Source organism: Stenotrophomonas sp. KH_029 (genome assembly GCF_057839765.1).
This window is the reverse complement of sequence record NZ_CM174498.1, coordinates 272,797-289,738: the sequence shown is the minus strand read 5'-3', so window position 1 is coordinate 289,738 and position 16,942 is coordinate 272,797. Positions and strand designations below refer to the sequence as shown.

At 68.2% G+C, this 16,942-nt stretch carries 13 protein-coding genes; 6 read left to right on the top strand and 7 right to left on the bottom strand.

The window, feature by feature from the left end; genetic code table 11:
* The first annotated feature begins 10 nt into the window (after positions 1-10).
* Both AC3ITM_RS01300 and AC3ITM_RS01295 read left to right on the top strand, forming a co-directional pair.
* On the top strand, positions 11-1,621 hold the full coding sequence (locus tag AC3ITM_RS01300; RefSeq protein WP_489267807.1) for a carboxyl transferase domain-containing protein: 1,611 nt from the start codon (positions 11-13) through the stop codon (positions 1,619-1,621).
* Positions 1,622-1,685: 64 nt separating this feature from the next.
* A complete protein-coding gene (locus AC3ITM_RS01295) occupies positions 1,686-3,668 on the top strand; it encodes an acetyl/propionyl/methylcrotonyl-CoA carboxylase subunit alpha (protein ID WP_489267805.1) in 1,983 nt (660 codons plus the stop codon).
* Positions 3,669-3,684: 16 nt separating this feature from the next.
* Here the strand turns inward: AC3ITM_RS01295 and AC3ITM_RS01290 are convergent, their stop codons facing one another.
* Positions 3,685-4,860: a putative peptide maturation dehydrogenase gene (locus AC3ITM_RS01290; protein WP_489267804.1), complete on the bottom strand. Its 1,176-nt coding sequence runs from the start codon at positions 4,858-4,860 to the stop codon at positions 3,685-3,687.
* A gap of 192 nt (positions 4,861-5,052) precedes the next feature.
* Between AC3ITM_RS01290 and AC3ITM_RS01285 the strand changes: the two genes are divergently transcribed.
* On the top strand, positions 5,053-5,349 hold the full coding sequence (locus AC3ITM_RS01285) for an NHLP-related RiPP peptide (RefSeq protein ID WP_489267802.1): 297 nt from the start codon (positions 5,053-5,055) through the stop codon (positions 5,347-5,349).
* Here the strand turns inward: AC3ITM_RS01285 and AC3ITM_RS01280 are convergent.
* The 4 genes from AC3ITM_RS01280 to aceB all read right to left on the bottom strand — a co-directional run bounded on the left by AC3ITM_RS01280 (position 5,336) and on the right by aceB (position 12,200).
* Complete coding sequence (locus AC3ITM_RS01280; RefSeq protein WP_489267800.1) at positions 5,336-7,885, bottom strand: putative peptide modification system cyclase; 2,550 nt, start codon at positions 7,883-7,885, stop codon at positions 5,336-5,338. The two genes, AC3ITM_RS01285 and AC3ITM_RS01280, sit on opposite strands and share 14 nt — an antisense overlap.
* 14 nt (positions 7,886-7,899) lie before the next feature.
* Positions 7,900-8,943 carry a GGDEF domain-containing protein gene (locus tag AC3ITM_RS01275; RefSeq protein ID WP_489267798.1) on the bottom strand — a complete coding sequence of 348 codons (1,044 nt, stop codon included), beginning with the start codon at positions 8,941-8,943 and terminating at the stop codon, positions 7,900-7,902.
* Positions 8,944-9,199: 256 nt separating this feature from the next.
* On the bottom strand, positions 9,200-10,492 hold the full coding sequence (gene aceA, locus AC3ITM_RS01270; protein ID WP_489267796.1) for an isocitrate lyase: 1,293 nt from the start codon (positions 10,490-10,492) through the stop codon (positions 9,200-9,202).
* A gap of 61 nt (positions 10,493-10,553) precedes the next feature.
* A complete protein-coding gene (gene aceB / locus AC3ITM_RS01265) occupies positions 10,554-12,200 on the bottom strand; it encodes a malate synthase A (RefSeq protein WP_489267794.1) in 1,647 nt (548 codons plus the stop codon).
* Positions 12,201-12,308: 108 nt separating this feature from the next.
* Between aceB and AC3ITM_RS01260 the strand changes: the two genes are divergently transcribed.
* From AC3ITM_RS01260 to AC3ITM_RS01250, 3 genes are read left to right on the top strand one after another with little or no spacing between them, the layout of a single operon-like run.
* On the top strand, positions 12,309-13,274 hold the full coding sequence (locus AC3ITM_RS01260) for a LysR family transcriptional regulator (protein WP_228884635.1): 966 nt from the start codon (positions 12,309-12,311) through the stop codon (positions 13,272-13,274).
* A 10-nt stretch (positions 13,275-13,284) separates the two neighbouring features.
* Entirely contained in the window at positions 13,285-14,190 is a 906-nt protein-coding gene (locus tag AC3ITM_RS01255) for a LysR substrate-binding domain-containing protein (protein WP_489267792.1), read from the top strand.
* Positions 14,187-14,699, top strand: a complete 513-nt coding sequence (locus AC3ITM_RS01250) for a hypothetical protein (RefSeq protein WP_489267790.1) — start codon at positions 14,187-14,189, stop codon at positions 14,697-14,699. The genes AC3ITM_RS01255 and AC3ITM_RS01250 overlap by 4 nt, the downstream gene beginning before the upstream one ends.
* Before the next feature lie 21 nt (positions 14,700-14,720).
* Here AC3ITM_RS01250 and AC3ITM_RS01245 read toward each other — a convergent pair whose 3' ends face one another.
* Positions 14,721-15,995: an MFS transporter gene (locus tag AC3ITM_RS01245; RefSeq protein ID WP_489267788.1), complete on the bottom strand. Its 1,275-nt coding sequence runs from the start codon at positions 15,993-15,995 to the stop codon at positions 14,721-14,723.
* A gap of 132 nt (positions 15,996-16,127) precedes the next feature.
* Positions 16,128-16,766, bottom strand: coding sequence for a signal peptidase I (lepB, locus tag AC3ITM_RS01240; RefSeq protein ID WP_489267786.1), 639 nt, complete (start codon positions 16,764-16,766; stop codon positions 16,128-16,130).
* Positions 16,767-16,942: the final 176 nt, after the last annotated feature.

Sequence of the window (16,942 nt, the reverse complement as noted above, 5' to 3'; positions counted from 1 at the left end):
GGGCCCTGCCATGACCGTATTGAGCACCCAGCTGCAACCGGGCAGCGACACCTTCCAGGCCAACCACGCCGCGCTGCAGGCGGTGGTCGACGACCTGCGCGCCACCCTGGCACGCACCGCGCTGGGCGGCAGCGAGGCGGCCCGGGCCAAGCACACCGCACGCGGCAAGCTGCTGGTGCGCGACCGCATCGATGCGCTGCTCGATCCGGGCAGCGCGTTCCTGGAGATCGCGCCGCTGGCCGCGCACGGCATGTACGACGACCCGATCCCCAGTGCCGGCGTGGTCGCCGGGATCGGCCGGGTCAGCGGCGTGGAGTGCGTGATCGTGGCCAACGATGCCACCGTCAAGGGCGGCACCTATTACCCGATGACGGTCAAGAAGCACCTGCGCGCGCAGGAAGTGGCCGAACAGAACCGCCTGCCGTGCATCTACCTGGTCGACTCGGGCGGTGCGTTCCTGCCGCTGCAGGACGAGGTATTCCCCGACCGCGACCACTTCGGCCGGATCTTCTACAACCAGGCCAACCTGTCGGCGCAGGGCATTGCGCAGATCGCCTGCGTGATGGGCAGCTGCACCGCCGGCGGTGCGTATGTGCCGGCGATGAGCGATGAAACGGTGATCGTGCGCGAACAGGGCACCATCTTCCTCGGCGGCCCGCCGCTGGTGAAGGCGGCCACCGGCGAGGTGGTCACGGCCGAAGAACTCGGCGGCGCCGACGTGCACACGCGCATCTCCGGCGTTGCCGACCACATGGCCGACAACGACCTGCAGGCGCTGGCCCGGGTCCGGGCGATCATCGCCCAGCTCAACTGGCGCAAGCCCGAACCGGCCCTGGCCGTGCAGGCCGCGGTCGAACCGCGCTACCCGGCCAGCGAACTGTACGGGGTGATCCCGGCCGACACCCGCAAGCCCTACGACGTGCGCGAAGTGATCATGCGCCTCGTCGACGACTCGCGCTTCGATGAATTCAAGCCGCGCTACGGCAACACCCTGGTCACCGGCTTTGCGCACCTGCACGGCTACCCGGTGGGGATCATCGCCAACAACGGCATCCTGTTCTCCGAATCGGCGCTCAAGGGCGCGCACTTCATCGAACTGTGCACCCAGCGCGGCATCCCGCTGGTGTTCCTGCAGAACATCACCGGCTTCATGGTCGGGCGCAAATACGAGCACGGCGGCATCGCCAAGGACGGGGCCAAGCTGGTGATGGCCGTGGCCTGTGCCAAGGTGCCCAAGTTCACCGTGGTGATCGGCGGCTCCTTCGGCGCCGGCAACTACGGCATGTGCGGCCGCGCCTATTCGCCCAACTTCCTATGGATGTGGCCGAACGCGCGCATCGGCGTGATGGGCGGCGAACAGGCCGCCAGCGTGCTGGCCACGGTCAAGCGCGACGGCATCGAGGCCAAGGGCGGGCAGTGGACAGCCGAGGAAGAGGAAGGTTTCAAATCGCCGATCCGCGCGCAGTTCGAATCGCAGGGCCATCCCTACTACGCCAGCGCGCGGCTGTGGGACGACGGCGTGATCGATCCGGCCGATACCCGCCGCGTGCTCGGCCTGGCGTTGTCGGCCAGCCTCAACGCGCCGGCGAAGAAGACCGAGTTCGGCGTGTTCCGCATGTAAGGCACGCGCGGCACCGCGTGGTGCCGCCCCCTGTTCGGCCACTGGCCCGCGCAACGAGACCACCATGTTCACCAAGATCCTGATCGCCAACCGCGGCGAAATCGCCTGCCGCGTCATCGCCACCTGCCAACGCCTGGGCATCGCCACGGTGGCGGTGTATTCGGACGCCGACCGCAACGCGCGCCACGTGCGCCTGGCCGACGAGGCCATCGCGATCGGCCCGGCGCCGGCGCGCGAGAGCTACCTGCGCGGCGATGCCATCCTGGAGGCCGCGCGCCGCACCGGCGCCCAGGCGATCCATCCCGGCTACGGCTTCCTGTCGGAGAACGCGGGCTTCGCGCAGGCCTGCGCCGAGGCGGGCATCGTGTTCATCGGCCCCTCCGCTGCGGCGATCCGCGCGATGGGCGACAAGAGCGCGGCCAAGGCGCTGATGCAGCAGGCCGGCGTGCCGCTGACCCCCGGCTACCACGGCGATGAGCAGGCGCCGGCGTTCCTGCGCGGCCAGGCCGACGGCATCGGCTACCCGGTGCTGATCAAGGCCAGCGCCGGCGGCGGTGGCAAGGGCATGCGCCGCGTGGACGACAGCGCGACCTTCACCGAGGCGCTGGCCAGCTGCCAGCGCGAGGCGCAGTCCGCGTTCGGCAATGCGCACGTGCTGGTCGAAAAATACGTCGAGCGCCCGCGCCATATCGAGATCCAGGTGTTCGGCGACAGCCATGGCAACGTGGTCTACCTGTTCGAGCGCGACTGCTCGGTGCAGCGCCGCCACCAGAAGGTCCTGGAAGAAGCGCCCGCCCCGGGCATGACGCCCGGGCGACGCGCCGCGATGGGCAAGGCCGCGGTGGATGCCGCGCGCGCGGTGAACTATGTGGGCGCCGGCACGGTGGAGTTCATCGCCGCGCCCAACGGCGATTTCTTCTTCATGGAAATGAACACCCGCCTGCAGGTGGAGCACCCGGTCACCGAGTGCATCACCGGCACCGACCTGGTCGAGTGGCAGCTGCGCGTGGCCAGCGGTGAGCCGCTGCCGCTGCAGCAGGATCAGCTGCAGATCAGCGGCCATGCACTGGAAGCGCGCCTGTACGCCGAAGACGCCGACCGTGGCTTCCTCCCCTCTACCGGCACCCTGCGCCACCTGCGCCTGCCGGCCAACAGCGCGCACGTGCGGGTGGATGCCGGTGTCGAACAGCATGATGCCATCACCCCGTTCTACGACCCGATGATCGCCAAGCTGATCGTCTGGGACGTGGACCGCGACGCCGCGCTGCGCCGCATGCAGCAGGCCCTGGCCGAATGCGAAGTGGTCGGCGTGACCACCAATGCCGCGTTCCTGCGCCGGCTGGTGATGACCGACTCGTTCGCCCGGGCCAACCTGGACACCGCGCTGATCGAACGCGAACACGCCGCGCTGGCGCCCCATGCCGGCGACAGCGATCCGACGCCCTGGGTACTGGCCGCGATCGCCGCGATCGGCAGCCGGGCCGCCGCCAGCGTCGACGCGCGCGACCCGCATTCGCCGTGGCAGCGCCAGGACGGCTGGCGCATGGGTGCGCACGCCGCGTCCACGGTCACCCTGGAACACCGCGGCAACCAGCAGACGGTGACGCTGCAGGACCACGACGGCGCGTGGTCGGTAACAGTCGGAGAGGCACGCGTGCTCGCCCACGGCGGCCTCGATGGCGATGCGCTGCGCGTGCAGAACGGCGACACCCTGCACCGCGCCCGCGTGGTCCGCGACGGCAACGCGCTGTACCTGTTCGGCCGCGACGGCACCCGGCACTTCATCCTGCACGACCCAGTCAGCGAAGCCGACCAGGCCGTGGCCGACGCCGGCAGCCTGGTCGCCCCGATGCCGGGCCGGATCGTGGCCACCCCGGTCGCACCGGGCACCCGGGTCAAACGCGGCGCGCCGCTGCTGGTGCTCGAAGCAATGAAGATGGAGCACACCCTGCAGGCACCGGCCGACGGCGTGGTGCAGGGCTACCGGGTCAAGCCGGGAGACCAGGTAGGGGATGGGGCGGTGCTGGTGGATTTCGAGGCGGAGTGAGGGTATGGGCTGATGCTCAGCCCACCTGCTCCCAGACCTGCTCGAGAGGATCCAGTTCGGCAGTCTGCATGTGCGTGGCGCGCCAGCCAAAGCCACAGACGGCCAGTGCCCCTTGCCGGATCGGGTCCAGGCCCAGCCCGCGCTCCAGGTGGCGCTCATTGATGGCGCCGGTGATGAAAGCGCCCAGTCCGAGGTCGGTAGCCGACAGGTACAACGTCTGCGACAGGTGACCGGCCTCAAGGGTCACAACGCGATAGCCCTTGGCGTGCCGCCGATACTTCCAGAAAGTCCGGTCGAAGCGCGGCACCATCACTACCAGGCAATGTGCGTTGGCGAACCAATGCTGCTGGCCGACGCTTTCCATGGCGAAGTCACGCAGCGGCTGGTCCAACGGCGGCAACGGCAACAACCGGTGCGAATCACAGAGGTAGAGGTACATACCGGCCGCCACCCCCTCCACGTTCTGCACGATCAGGTACGCCTGCATCGGATGCAGGCCACCACCTGAGGGGCTGTTCTTCTTCTGGAACACCAGGTCGTCACCGACCTTCACTTCCGCCTGCGCGGCGAACACGCGCTCCAGCATCTGCGCAAACAGCGCCAACGGCAGCGGGCGGTCTTCATCGAAGTTGCGGCAGGTGGCCCGCCGCTGCAGCAGCGCATCGAAATCGCCGCCCTGCGCGCGCGGCAACGCTAGTGCCGCCGTCATGTCGGCATCTGCGGGCGCAGGGGGCGGGCCCAGCACGTCGCGCATGCCGGTGGCGGTATCGGTTCCCGAGTCGAAGGTGTTCTTGACCGCATCCACCCCATCCCAGCGGGTGAACGCATGCAAGATCGCACCCAGCGGATGCCAGTGCACGGCGCGCAGCCGCATGTCGTTGTCATGGTGGTCCGGGGCGGTCGGTCGGTCCGATCCAGGCTGCGCCAGCACCAGACCACTGTCGAGTAACGTCTGCAGTGCGCTGGCATCCAGCTCTAGTGTGTCCGGATCGACCCACTCGCTCGGGCTCAGCCGGCCCAGGACTTCGCGTTGCCCCGCATCCAGCTCGATGGGCTGGTCCAGATGCGGCGCCAATGCTTGCCACGCAAGCGAGCGCACCAGGCCATTGCCGCCTTCGAGCAGATCCTCAAGCTGAAAGCTTGACCGCTCCACCGGTTCGAGCATCACGATTGCGCAACGACGTATCCGCACTTCTGTTCCTCGTCATGGACATGCCGCACACTGCTGGGCGCGGTATGCCTGGGGATATCGGCTACCGCGCGCCGATCTGGATGCCGGCCTGGCCGCCAACTTGGGCTAAAGGCAGGCGCGCAGCGGTCGATGTAAGGCTTTCCATCCGTGCACCGCCACGGTCCTGCACCCTATCCTCCATTGGAAGTACCCATGTCCTCCCCGCCGCTTGAACCCGCCCTGGCCCTGGAACTTACCCGCCGCCTGTCGCAAGACGACGAATTCCGCGATCTGTTCCGCCAGAATCCGGTGGCGGCCCTCATCCAGGTCGGCCTGTCACCCGACCGCGCCGATGCGCTGCGCGTGTGCTGCAAGGTCGGCCGACTGGCATCCAAGCAGGCGATCCTGGAAGCACAGCAGGAAATCCAGACCATGCTCACCGCCGGCCTGGGCCAGATCGTGCCCGCCCTGGATGCGAACCCGAAGGGCCGTCACCTCAAATCCCCTTAACCGTCCTCGCCGGGGCAGGCATGGCGGCGGCCGTGGCTGATGTACTGGCCGCCGTCGTCAGGTCCGTCACGACCTGCCCGGCCTGGTTGCTGTCGATCACGTTCATGGGTTGCAGGCAGTAGCCGCAGTTCAACTCCGAATAGGCCAGCCCACGGCTTCGGCTCAGGAAGCGCGCCTGGCGCAGTGCGTCATCGCGCTGCCCCAGGGCCAGGTGGGCCTTCATAGCCACCACCCGGGTCTGGAAGCGCGCATTGCCGCCCAGGAATGGCTGCAGCAGACGCAGGGCGTTGGCAGGCTGCCCGGCAAGGCGGGCCTGTTCAGCTTCCACCACGCGACTCATTTCGCTCAGGGGAGCTTCGCGGGACAACTCCGGCCGGGCCCGCACCGCAGCAAGGATGCGTGAGGCGGTCGCGCTGTCATTCATGCGCAACGCCAGCAATGCAGCCCCCAGGGCGACCATGGCATCGTCGCTGGTATCCACGCTTGCCGGATCGGCAAGGCGCGACAGGCTCGCCTCCACAGTGGCACGCAGGCTTTTGACAGCGGCGTCGCGGTTATCGCCTGCCCACTGCACCGTTGCCAACGGCAACAGGTACAACCGACGGTCATAGCCCGTTTCAGCGGCCATGCGCTGCAGCCCGGAGCGCGCAGATGCCTCCGCGCGCGACCATTGATGGCGATCGGCGGCCAGCGAGGTGCGCTCAATGTCGGCGTACTTGTTCGATGGCAGCTTGTCCAGCAGCGCCTCGGCCCCCTTGTAGTCGCGTTCGCTGGCAGCCAGCCCGGCCAGGTAGCGCTGGCTGGCGCTGCGCCCCCCGGCCACCGCCTTTTCGAAGGCGCGCCGCGCTGCGGGTTGGTCGTCCATGGCCAGTAGGATGCGTCCCAGCTGGTCATAGGCGATGTTGGACAGTTCGAAGCGGGAATCGGTTGCCTTCGTGGCATAGGGCACCGCTTCCTTGAAACGGTTCTCGACAAACAGCCACATGGCCGCGTTGTGCTGGGCGGCGAAATAGTCCGGGTACAGGCTGGCCAACTGGGTCCAGGCACCGGCCGCGCGCCCCTGATCAGTCAAACTGGCCGACCACGCGTCCAGGTACAGCACTTCGCGGGGCGTCAGCCGCGTAGACAGGCTCTTGACCTGCTTCAGGGCCTTCAACGCGCCGGCATTGTCCATGCTGGTGAAGCGCGCACGCACCTGGCCCATCCAGGCCAACGCGAATCCTTCGTCCAGCCGCACGGCCTTTTCGTACATCGCCAGTGCGCCACCGTAATCGCCGCTGGCGTACAGGTTCTGACCGAGCGCATAGGCACGCAGCGCATCCAGGCTGGAGGTCGTCACCAGCGGCAACGGTTTGGAATCGGCTCGCAACTGCGGCGCTGCTTCGCCCAGCTGCTGGCGCAACCGGGCGGTAACCTTGTCCACCGAATCCAGCAGCGATTCCATGCCATTGGCTTCGGCGGTGGCCACGGACAGCGTCTGCTGCGAATGCGGATCCACCACTTCCACGCTGATCCGCGTATGCCCACCCACTTCTGCCACCGTCGGCAGCAGCACCATGCGTGCGCCGGTACGCATGGCCACTTCCGACGCCGCACCGGCGTCCAGGCGTGAACCTGCCTCGCGCTGCATCAACTGCAGCACGTTGCGCGCCTTCATGTCGCTCAGCACATTGACGTAGCGCGACTGCTCCAGGCTGATCCGGAACGCCTGCTGCAGTGAATCATCCAGCAGCGTGTTGCCGGTGAGGTTGCGCATATCGCCGATCACCACCCAGTCCCGTTCGGCGAAGGCAATGGCCGGGTCCGGACGCAGCAGGGTCCACACCAGCACGACCAGCACCGCACAGGCCGAGGTCTCTGCCAGCAGGGCGCCAGGGCGCAACCACAATGGTCGATCCAGCCAGGCCTTCTTGCTGCTGGCCGGGCGGCGCACGGTGGTGCTGTCGTCGCCGGCAACCTGCCAGATCTGCTGCGGCTCGGCCATGCCCTTGAAGCGCCAGCGACCATGCGACTTCCACTTCAGACCCTTGTCACGCTCACCCAGTTCAGCGCTGCTGCGACGGACCACCGACTCGGCCAGGGCCGACAACAGGATCTGCCCGGGACGGGCCAGCTGCATCAGGCGGGCGGACATCGGCTTGGCCAGTCCTTCCACTTCGATCGGCTTGGCACCATGCGCCACCGCCTCGGCGCTGTTATTCCACAGGATTACTTCGCCTACGTGCAGGCCAGCGCGTACGCGCAGCGGAAGGTGTAGCTGCCTACCCAGTTCCTGCAGGCGCTGCTGATAGTCCAGCGCAAACCCCAACGCATCGATGGCCCGGTCGAACAACAGGAACAGCCCGTCGGAGCGATCGATCTGGTGCCCGTTCCACTGCTGCTGCAGGGTCAGTACCAGCCGGTCGTGCTGCTGGAACAGTTCGGCCGCGGCGGCATCGCCGATGCGCTCGACCAGGATCAACGAATCGCACAGGTCGGTAAACAACAGCGCCCGCATCTGCGGGGCCTGGGTCGACGTTCCGTTGTCGCCGTTCATGCGTTTGATTCCGCTCAGGGTGTGGCGGTCGCGGCACGCGACCAGTGCAGCCGGTTGCCGCCCAGGCGCTTGGCCTGGTACAGCGCGTTGTCGGCGCGGGCGTACCATTCGCTCCAGTCGGTATGCGGGTCCAGCAGGCTGACCCCGATGCTGATCGGGCACATGTGCGGCAGGCCATGGGCACGGTCCATCAGACCGTGCACGGCGCTTTGGATGAACTCGGCGGCATGCTGCAGGCTGTCGGCGTCGGCGGCGCGCAGCAGCAGGCAGAACTCGTCGCCGCCCAGCCGGCAGGCCAGGTCGGCCTCGGTGGCCACCGAGCGCAGGATGTTGGCCACGCTCTGCAGCACCCGGTCGCCGGCCTGGTGGCCGTGTTCGTCGTTGACCTGCTTGAAGCGGTCGCAGTCGATCAGCAGCAGGCCCTGCGGCGGGCCGTCCTGGTGGGCGCGGCATTCCTGCAGGTACAGCGCCAGCCCGCGACGGTTGTGCAGGCCGGTCAGCTCGTCGGTACGCACCAGCTCGCGGGTATGGGTGAGCTGGTGGGTGGTGACGTACAGGTTGTCCAGCGCGGTTTCCAGGTCGTGGTTGCGCCGGCGCAGCTGGCGGATCAAGACCTGTTCGTTGCTGACCACGCGCATGATCGTACGCCGCAGGAAATAGGCGATCAGGCCGGGGTCGCGTTCGACCAGGCGCTGGAAATCGGCGTTGTCCAGCTCCAGCACCACGCTGTCGGCCACCGCGCGCGCATCGGCGCTGCGTGGATGGTCGCCGATCAGCAGGCCCAGTTCGCCGAAGAATTCGTTGGCACCCAGGGTCTTCACCAGCAGGTCTTCACCGAAGTCCAGTTCGATCACTCCGCTGACGACTACATACATGGTGTCGCCGGGATGACCGCGGCGGAACAGATGGTCGCCCTCGGGCAACCGGCGCTGCTGGCCGAATTGCGCGAACAGGGCGAACTCGCCCGGGCTCAGGACGGCGTGCACGATCTCAGCCATCGCGGTCTGGGCGATGCCTGCTTCCTGTTCGCACACATTCGCTGCAACCTTGCCGGTCATCCCGTGCACCCGCTTCCCAGCGTTCCCCCGGTTAGCCGAAGAGGATACCACCCCTAAAAACTGTGCGCTTCATACCACTTTTGAATATGGGCGCCGCTTTTCCGTTGGCGGCACCCGGCCATTCCCCCGGCACAACGCACTTTACCCCCGGATCCGGCCGTATGCCTCCCACCGGCGCGGTCTACCCCGGCCCGGCGCCGGGCGGCGGCCCTCCCAGCCGCCGCCCGGCGCCCAGCCGGGGTAGACCGCGCCGGGCTCAGGCCGCCCGCTCGGCGTTGAACTGCTCCTCCTCGGTGGACCCGCTCAGCGCGGTGGTCGAGGACTGGCCCTGCTGGATGGCCTGGGTGACCGCGTCGAAGTACCCGGTGCCGACCTCGCGCTGGTGCTTGACCGCGGTGAAGCCACGGTCGGCGGCGGCGAACTCGGCTTCCTGCAGCTCCACGAAGGCGCTCATCTGGCGGCGGGCGTAGCCGTGGGCTAGGTTGAACATGGAATAGTTCAGGGCGTGGAAGCCGGCCAGGGTGATGAACTGGAACTTGTAGCCGTACTTGGCGATTTCCTTCTGGAAGGTGGCGATGGTGGCGTCGTCCAGGTTCTTCTTCCAGTTGAAGCTGGGCGAGCAGTTGTAGGCCAGCAGCTTGCCCGGGAATTTGGCGTGGATGGCCTCGGCGAACTGGCGGGCGAACTCCAGGTCCGGCTTGCCGGTCTCGCACCAGATCAGGTCGGCATAGGGCGCGTAGGCCAGGCCGCGGCTGATCGCCTGGTCCAGGCCGTTGCGGGTTTTGTAGAAGCCTTCCACGGTGCGCTCGCCGGTGGTGAACGGCTGGTCGTTGGCGTCCACATCGCTGGTCAGCAGGTCGGCGGCCTCGGCATCGGTACGTGCCACCAGCAGGGTCGGCACGCCCAGCACGTCGGCGGCCAGGCGCGCGGCGTTGAGCTTTTCGATCGCCTCGCGGGTGGGCACCAGCACCTTGCCGCCCATGTGCCCGCACTTCTTCACCGAGGCCAGCTGGTCCTCGAAGTGCACGCCGGCCGCGCCGGCCTCGATCATCGCCTTCATCAGTTCGAAGGCGTTGAGCACACCACCGAAACCGGCCTCGGCATCGGCCACGATCGGCTGCAGGAAGTCGATGTCGTCCTTGCCTTCGGCGTGGTGCAGCTGGTCGGCGCGCAGCAGGGTGTTGTTGATCCGCTTGACCACCGCCGGCACCGAGTCGGCCGGGTACAGCGACTGGTCCGGGTACATCTGGCCGGCCAGGTTGGCATCGGCGGCGACCTGCCAGCCGGACAGGTAGATCGCATTCAGGCCGGCCTTGACCTGCTGCATGGCCTGGTTGCCGGTCAGCGCGCCCAGCGCGTTGACGAAGTCTTTTTCCTGCAGGTAGGTCCACAGCTTTTGCGCACCCAGCCGCGCCAGCGAATGCTCCACGTGCACGGTACCGCGCAGGCGCACCACGTCGGCGGCGGTGTAGTTGCGGGCGATCCCGGCCCAGCGCGGGTCGGTGTTCCATTCGTGCTGGATCTGTTCGGCGGTCGGCAGCTTGCTCATGTCGTTTCTCCAGGGGGAACGCGTAAAGGGATGAAGCGGTGCGGAAGGCAGGGCGCAGGGTTCAATCGAGGCGGTCGTAGGCGGGCAGGGTCAGGAAGTCGGTGAGCTGGTCGCGGCGGCTCAGTTCGGCCAGCAGTGCGATCGCCTCGGCGATGCGGGTACCGCCGGGCAGCGCGGCGGTATCGCCCAGCGTGGCCGGCAGCCGGGCCAGGGTGGCGTCGAGCAGGGCCAGGTCGATCGCGGTGCCGTCGTCCAGGTGCTGGCCGGGCACGTGCAGCCACTGCCACAGCTGGCTGCGGCTGATCTCGGCGGTGGCCGCGTCCTCCATCAGGTGGTGGATGGGCACACAGCCGTTGCCGTCCAGCCAGGCCGCCAGGTAGCGCACGCAGACCTCCACGTTGCCCTGGAAACCGGCCCGGGTGATGGTGCCGGTGGGCGGGGCGATCAGCGCATCGCGGTCGGCCTGCACGTCGCGGCGCAGCACCTGGTGCTGGTTCGGGCCGGGCATGTGCTCGTCGAAGATCGCCTGCGCGATCGGGATCAGCGCCGGGTGCGCCACCCAGGTGCCGTCGTGGCCGGCGTTCACTTCGCGCAGCTTGTCCGCGCGCACCCGCGCCATCGCCTGCTCGTTGGCGGCGGCATCGTGGTTGATCGGAATCTGCGCGGCCATGCCCCCCATCGCGTGCGCACCGCGGCGGTGGCAGGTGCGGATCAGCAGTTCCGAATAGGCTTTCAGGAACGGCTGGGTCATGGTCACCTGGCCACGGTCGGGCAGCACCTTGTCGGCGTGGCGGCGGAAGGTCTTGATGTACGAGAAAATGTAGTCCCAGCGCCCGCAGTTCAGCCCGACGATGCGGTCGCGCAGGGCGTACAGGATCTCGTCCATCTCAAACACCGCCGGCAGCGTTTCGATCAGCACGGTGACCTTGATCTGGCCGTGCGGCAGGCCGAGCATGCCTTCGATGTGCGACAGCGCGGTCTCCCACAGCGCGGCCTCTTCCATCGACTGCAGCTTGGGCAGGTAGAAGTACGGGCCGCGCTGCCGGCACATCAGGGTGCGCGCGTTGTGGAAGGCGAACACCGCCGCGTCGAACAGGCCGCCGGCGATCGGCTGGCCGTCGATGCGCACGTGCTTCTCATCCAGGTGCCAGCCGCGCGGGCGCACGATCAGCACCGCCTGCTCGTCGAGCGGGCGCAGCGTGTACTGCTTGCCGGGCCGGCCGTCCACGCTCGGGCCGGTGTAGGTCAGGTCGCCGCGCACCGCGCCGATCAGGGCCTGCTGGCCGGCCAGCAGGTTGCGCCAGGCCGGCGCGGTGGAATCCTCGAAGTCGGCCATGAACACCTTGGCCCCGGAGTTCAGTGCGTTGATCACCATCTTCGGGTCGGTCGGGCCGGTGATCTCCACCCGGCGGTCCTGCAGGGCGTCGGGCAGCGGCGCCACCTTCCAGTCGTCGGCGCGGATGGCGGCGGTGTCGGCGCGGAAGTCCGGCAGGCCGCCGCCATCGAAGAAGGCCTGGCGGGCCAGCCGCGCCTGCAGCCGGCGCTGGCGCTCCGGTTCCACCGCCCGGTGCAGCGACACCAGCAGCGCCAGTACCCCCGCCGGCAGCAGCGCGGACTGGCCGGCCAGCTGGGTGGTCAGGGCGATCCCGGGCGTGGCCCGGGCGTCGGCGGGGGTGGGCTGGGCGGTGGCGTAAGCGACGGCGGACATGGCGGACTCCTGCGTTGCGGTTGGACCCCACCGTGCGCCGCCATGCCGTTATTTGACAAAGCAGTTATTGCAATGCTTTACATAAGACTTGCTTATACTCGTTACACCATGACCACGCCGACTCCGCCAAGTCCCCGTTTTTCCTACAAATCCGACCGGCTCAAACCGTTGCGGGCGTTCTGCCAGACGGTGCGGCTGGGCTCGGTCTCAAGGGCAGCTGAGGCGCTGTTCGTCAGCCAGCCGGCGATCAGCCAGCAGTTGCAGGCCCTGGAGCGCGAACTGGGGGTAGGCCTGTTCGAGCGCAGCGGGCGCCGGCTGGTGCCCAGCCGCGAGGGCCAGCTGCTGTTCGAAATGGCCCAGCCGCTGGTGGAGCAGCTGGACGGGCTGGAAGCCAGCTTCCGCGACAAGGTCAAGGGGCTGGACGCTGGCGAGCTCAATATCGCCGCCAACAGCTCGACCATCCTGTACCTGCTGCCGCGCATCGTGGAACGGTTCCGCCAGCGCCACCCGGACGTGCGCCTGACCCTGCACAACGCGATCAGCGCCGACGGCACCGACCTGCTGCGCAGCGACGCAGCCGACCTGGCGGTGGGCTCGATGACCGATGTGCCGGCCGACCTCAGCTATGCCCCGGCCTACCGCTTCGAGCAGGTGCTGATCGCCCCACCCGGGCATGCGCTGGCGCGCGGCGAACTGAGCCTGGAGGCAATCTCGCAGTACCCGCTGGTGCTGCCACCCAAGCGCCAGATCACCTACCGGCTGGTCGACCAGGTGTTCCAGCGGCATCGGTTGCCCTACACCGTGGCGCTGGAGGTGGGCGGCTGGGAGGTGATCAAGCAGTACGTGGCGATGGGCATGGGCATTTCGATCGTGCCGGCGCTGTGCCTGCACGACAGCGACCGCGACAAGCTGGTGACGCGCTCGATGAGCGCCTGGTTCCCCGAACGCAGCTACGGGGTGATCGTGCGCCGCGGGCGTTTCCTGTCGCCGCAGGCGCGCGCCTTCATCGAGCTGATCCAGCCGGACCTGTTCAGTCCGCGCAGCTATGATGAAAGCGGACACTCCGAACGCTGACGCGCCTGCCATGTCGATCGAACTGCGCCACCTGCGCTACTTTCTGGCCGTTGCCGAATCGCTGCATTTCGGTCGCGCCGCCGAACGGCTGGGGATGTCGCAGCCACCGCTCAGCCAGCAGATCCGGCAGCTGGAAACCCTGCTGGGCGCACACCTGTTCCTGCGCGCCAACCGCCGGGTGGAACTCACCGACGCCGGGCGCGTACTGCAGGAACAGGCGCGCGAGGTGCTGGCGCGGGTGGATACCGCAATCGATCTGACCCAGCGCGCGCAGCGCGGGGAAACCGGCGAGCTGCGCATCGGGCTGACCCGGGCCACCCCGCTGTCCACGCAGATTCCGCGCGCGATCTTCGCCTACCGCCAGCAGTTCCCGCAAGTGCAGCTGAAGCTGCGCGAGATGAACACCCTGCAGCAGATCGATGCGCTGATGGCCGGCGAGCTCGACGTGGGGCTGATCCGCAAACGTGCCCTGCCCGCACCGTTGATGTCGCGCAAGCTGTTCAGCGATCCGCTGGCGCTGGTGGTGCACGACCAGCACCCGCTGGTGCGTGATCTTGCCGCCGATGCGGCGGTGGCGCTGCGCCTGTTCGCGCATGAGCCGTTCGTCGGCTTCCTGCGCGAGGTCGGCGCGGGCATCCACGACCACTTCATCGCGCTGTGCCGCAGCGCCGGCTTTACCCCGCGCATCGTGCAGGAAGCGGGCGAAGCGTCGACCCTGATCAGCCTGGCCGCCTCCGGCCTCGGGGTGACCGTGCTGCCGGCGTCGTGCAGCCATATCCAAGTGGACGGGGCGCGCTTCGTGGCGCTCAGCGACCGCGCGGCCAGTTCGGAAGTGCACGTGGCCTGCCGGCGCGGCACGGCCTCGCCGCTGATCGCGCACTTCACCCGGCTGCTGCAGGGCCAGACCAACCGATGAGCATTGGCGATGCCCGCAGCGGAATGGAAACACCCCACGTCAGGACAACCATGTTGATCGGCAAACCACGTTCCATCTTCAACCCATACGAGTGGCTGCCCGGCTATGGCGAATCAGGGGTGTATTTCCACTCCCGGGGCCTGGACGTCTTCCTCGAGGTGGTCTACGAAAGAGAAACGCCGGACGGTGACGGGCATGAGGCCATATCGACGCTGACGCGGGAGATACGCTTCGGCCGCGTACACTCGTTCATCAAACTCCCGTTTCCCGGCCGCGCACCGTTCGAGTTCGACGCCGGGTCAGGGGAGTTCAAGGTCGGTGAGCTGACTGAGTTCATCCAGTCCGAATGGGTCACGAGCAGCCTGGCGGCATGGCGATCGCTCTGGTCCCATGCCCCGCCCTCGATAAGGCACTTCAGCATTCAATTCATGGCTGAGAACGTGGCGTTCCACGTCCTCGCTGAAGACGTTGCGCTGCTGGATGAGCACTGCGTCGTTCATCCCCGCTAAGCGGTTTGGACGACGCTGCAGTCAGCGGCTGAGCGCGGGCGTGGCACCCGCCGGTTGCGCGTTGCGCCCCAGCCGCCGGGCGATCGCGCCACCGGCCACGGTCAGCACGCCGACGAAGCCACACACGCCCAGCCAGTCCCAGTGGCTGTAGAACACCCCGCCGAGCACGCCGACCACGCTGGAGCCCAGGTAATAGGCGAACAGATACAACGCCGACGCTTCGGCGCGCAGCAGGCCGGCGCGGCTGCCGACCCAACTGCTGGCCACCGAATGGCCGCCGAAGAAACCGAACGTCACCAGCGCGATGCCGGCAGCCATGCAGCCCAGCCACGGCAGCGCCAGCAGCGCGATGCCCGATGCGATCAGCCCGTAGCAGATCGCCAGCACCCGGCCACGGCCATGGCGGTTGGCCTGCTGCCCCATCCAGGCCGAGCTGAAGGTGCCGACCAGGTACACGCTGAAGATCAGCCCGACCACGGTCTGGCTGAGGCCATAGGGCGGGGCGAGCAGGTGGAAACCGAGGTAGTTGTAGAGGGTGACGAACACCCCCATCAGCACGAAGGCGGTGGCGAACAACCACGGCAGGCCGGGATCGGCGAACAGGCTGCGCCAGCGCGCAGGCAGTTGCCGCAACCCGCCGCGACGGTGCTGGAAATGGCGCGACGGCGGCAGCTGCATCCACAGCAGCACGGTACTCAGCAGCGCGATCAACGAGACCACGCCGATGCCCCAGCGCCAGCCCCAGTGATCGGCGACGATGCCGGCGATCAGCCGCCCGCTCATGCCGCCGATCGCATTGCCGCCGATGTACAGGCCCATCGCCAGGCCCAGCGCGCGGCTGTCCATTTCTTCGGCCAGGTAGGTCATGCCCACTGCCGGTACGCCACTGAGCGCGATGCCGAGCAGGGTGCGCAACACCAGCAGCGTGGTCCAGTCATCGACCATGGCGGTGGCGACGGACAATACGCTGGACGCCAGCAGCGCGGCGACCATCACGCTGCGGCGGCCGATGCGGTCGGAGATCAGCCCAGCGATCAGCATCGACACCGCCAGCAGGCCGGTGCTCAACGACAGGGTCAGCGCGCTGCTGGCCGCCGAAACACCGAAGTGCCGGCTGAACTCGGGCAGCAGCGGCTGCACCGTGTAGAGCAGGCCGAAGGTGGAGAAGCCGGCCAGGAACAGCGCGGCCGCGGTGCGCCGGAAGGCTGGCGTGCCCTGCTGGATCTGGTCTGCAGCTCCCGCCGTGGCGGGGAGGTGGGGCCTGCGGTCGGGGACCGCTGCGGTGTCGCCATTCATGCGGGCAAGACCCGCGTGGGCGGGCCGGAACGAAGAGTCGGCGCTCAGGATAGGCAGCGCCGACAGGTCGATCCATAACCTGGAATGTCTGGATCGAGATGTTTTCGATATCGGTTCAGCGGGCCCGTCGGGTTACAGGGCCTGCCAGGTCAGGCCTTGGCCGCGCCGGTAATAGACGTGCGACGCCTTGCCGTACAGCGCGCCGGCGGGGACCAGGCCGAAGTAGCGCCCATCGGCACTGTTGCCGCGGTGGTCGCCCAGCATCAGCACCTCGCCGGCCGGCACGGTCAGCCCGGTGATGTCCGGCCCGCCGCCCTGGCCCAGATCCAGTTGTGCCAGATGCTGGCCGAAATCCTCGACCTCGACCTCGCCCTGGCCGGCGTCGGCCAGCGGCCGGCCGTTGATGCTGAGGTGGCCGCCCTGCAGCTCGACCCGGTCACCGCCTACCGCGGCAATCCGCTTGATCAGGCGGGTGCCGTCCTGCGGCGAATCGAACACCGCCACCTCGCCGCGCTGCGGCTGGCCGGTGTGCAGCAGTTCCACCGAGGTGAAGGGCAGGCGCACCCCGTAGGCGCGCATGTCCACCAGCACCCGGTCGCCGGGCATCAGCGTGTGCTGCATCGAGCCGCTGGGCACCTGGTAGTGGTTGGCCAGGGTGTCGCGCGCGGCGGCAAGCAGGCCCAGCATCACCAGCAGCGGCAGGGCTTCTTTCTTCAGCCAGTGCAGCACGCGCTGGCGCGGCGGTGCGTGGGCGGCGGCGGGGGTATCCATGCGGGCGCTCCGGGAGGGGTGCGGCTGTGACCGCTGGGCGGGCCGGCAAGTTCCCCGCCCCACCCGGGCAAAAAGCTACGCACTGTTTACGCCGCGGCGATGCGCCCGGCATCGCGGTTTTACGCGCGGCGGCCGCATCGTGGCCACACCGCGCCGAACGGCGCCTTGAAGAGACC